Source organism: Bradyrhizobium hipponense (assembly GCF_008123965.1).
Taxonomy (GTDB): Bacteria; Pseudomonadota; Alphaproteobacteria; order Rhizobiales; family Xanthobacteraceae; genus Bradyrhizobium; species Bradyrhizobium hipponense.
Map to the genome: position 1 here is coordinate 1 of NZ_VSTH01000278.1, position 1,930 is coordinate 1,930.

Annotated in this window: 3 protein-coding genes; 1 reads left to right on the forward strand and 2 read right to left on the reverse strand. The window is 60.1% G+C overall.

Annotated features, from left to right (window positions below; genetic code table 11):
- Positions 1 to 25 precede the first annotated feature (25 nt).
- Both FXV83_RS41795 and FXV83_RS41800 read right to left on the reverse strand, forming a co-directional pair.
- A complete protein-coding gene (locus FXV83_RS41795) occupies positions 26 to 532 on the reverse strand; it encodes a hypothetical protein (RefSeq protein ID WP_148745821.1) in 507 nt (168 codons plus the stop codon).
- A gap of 306 nt (positions 533 to 838) precedes the next feature.
- Positions 839 to 1,492 carry a hypothetical protein gene (locus tag FXV83_RS41800; protein ID WP_148745822.1) on the reverse strand — a complete coding sequence of 218 codons (654 nt, stop codon included), beginning with the start codon at positions 1,490 to 1,492 and terminating at the stop codon, positions 839 to 841.
- A gap of 168 nt (positions 1,493 to 1,660) precedes the next feature.
- On the opposite strand from FXV83_RS41800, the gene FXV83_RS43720 reads away from it, so the two are divergent.
- The coding region (locus FXV83_RS43720) for a hypothetical protein (protein ID WP_210250808.1) at positions 1,661 to 1,930 on the forward strand (270 nt) is incomplete at its 3' end.

A 1,930-nucleotide genomic window follows, 5' to 3' on the forward strand; every position in this document is an offset into this window, starting at 1 on the left:
TCCAGATTGTCGCGCTATACCCGCCTCACCGTATCTCGCTCATCGACACCTTCGCGGCGATCCCGCTCAGCTCGGGCTCTTGCGACGCAAGCTCCTCCTCAGACGATGGGCCTACCGAGACTTCGACCATCCTGCGCTTGACCTGTTCGCATGTCTTGCGGACGTCTTCGGTGAACAGCGCGCATTCTTCGATGCGCTTGAAGATCTTCCGTCCCTCTTCACGATACCCCGCCGCCGTTTCTCGCATGAAGGCGATCGCATCATGGACCTGAGCTGTCAGCGCCTCGCATTTTTGTGCGGCGTCGATCAACTCGGTGCCCATCGCCTCGATCTCTTTTGCAGCGGACTCATAGTCGCGAACGACCGCTTCTGCACTGAGCGCCCCGACGCGCGTCACGCCCGCGGTGTGCTCGACGTAATCAGGCAGAGCAATGGAAGAGATAGAGCTTCCCGAGCGCACCGACGCAATGTCCGCCTCGAGTTGGACCAGGTTCACTCCCTCTCGCCTGCGCAATTGTTCAACACCTGCCATGATTAATCCTCCCAATACGCACCCAGAACCCCAAACAGCATTGGGTTTATTACGTGGATAAGTTCCGTTCTACCTTGATCTATCCTTGACAGCCTCAACTTTGCCATTTTTACAAATTGCTAATGCTGCACGCAGCGATGATGCACTTATCGGTGTTCAACCTCTCCTGGTGGCGGTTGGCGAAGATGGTAGGTTTCGCAAGCTCGTAGGATGGGTAGAGCCCTTGCGAAACCCATCATTCGACGATCGACCTTGATGGGTTTCGCTCCGCTCTACCCATCCTACGAGCTGAGTTCAGGATGGGAGCTAGCTCGGCTTCACCCGGGCTTTTCGGAGCTGTCGTGAGGAAGCCATGTCGGCTTCAGCCTCTTTGATTGTGTTGAGGACGTTTCTCACCGACGCTTCCAGACTAGATAAGGGATTCGGATCGGCTTCGATTTGCGGTGGAGACCGCAAGTTGACTGGGCGAGCGGAGTCGGCTCGCGCTTCGGAGCTGCGCATCGCAGCAAAGGCTAAGACGCGTTCGGCATAGCTACGGCGAAATAGCAATGACGTGATAAAGCCGAATGCCACGAGTATCATCATCATCACTAGCGACCCGTCGAGTGATCTGGTTATCGACGCGTCATTGTGATCGATCATGCGCGGCGGGGTGACCTGAACAACATCCGCCGAGACACCTACCAGTGCCGTGCCGGTCGTTTGCTCGCCTTTGCGCTCGATTACGGGTGGCGGGGTGACCTGAACGACATCCGCCGAGGCATCTACCGGTGCCGCGCCAATCGTTTGCTCGCCTTTAGGCTCGATGACGGATAGTGGCGCGACTTGAACTTCATCCCGCGCGCGATTGACCGGCGGGCTGGCAGCCGTCGCATCATCATTTCCCGGGGGATGCGCGCCCAATGAGGTTCGCGCCCCAAGCGGCCGCACAGGTTTCTGATCCGACAGCATCTTCCGCATTGGTTCGTGCGGCTTGAGCTTCGTCCGCTGAGCTTTGTGAACCTTGTGGACGTAAGGCGCGGGCGTCGCGTGTCTCCGCATATCCCACCGAGGGCGGGGCGCGCGTTCGCGGAACGGATAAAAAGCACCGTCACGAAGCCAGTCATCAATTGACGAAGCCCTGTTCCGTTGGATCTGCGTGCCCAGCCGGTTCGGGTAAGGCAAACCGTATTCACCGGCAAAAGGATCGCCCCCACCATAACCGCCACCGGCACCACTGCTGGCAGCTCCCGCACCGCCACCGGCACCACCGCTACCAACTCCCGCGCCACCGCCGCCACCGGCACCGCCGCTACCTGCTCCCGCACCACCGCCGCCACCGGCACTGCCGCTACCTGCTCCCGCACCACCGCCGCCACCGGCACCACCGCTACCAGCTCCCGCACCACCACCGCCACC

Coding starts and splice junctions, on each gene's coding strand:
- FXV83_RS41795 (WP_148745821.1), bottom strand. CDS start 532: ATGGCAGGTGTTGAACAATTGCGCAGGCGAGAGGGAGTGAACCTGGTC.
- FXV83_RS41800 (WP_148745822.1), bottom strand. CDS start 1,492: ATGCGGAAGATGCTGTCGGATCAGAAACCTGTGCGGCCGCTTGGGGCG.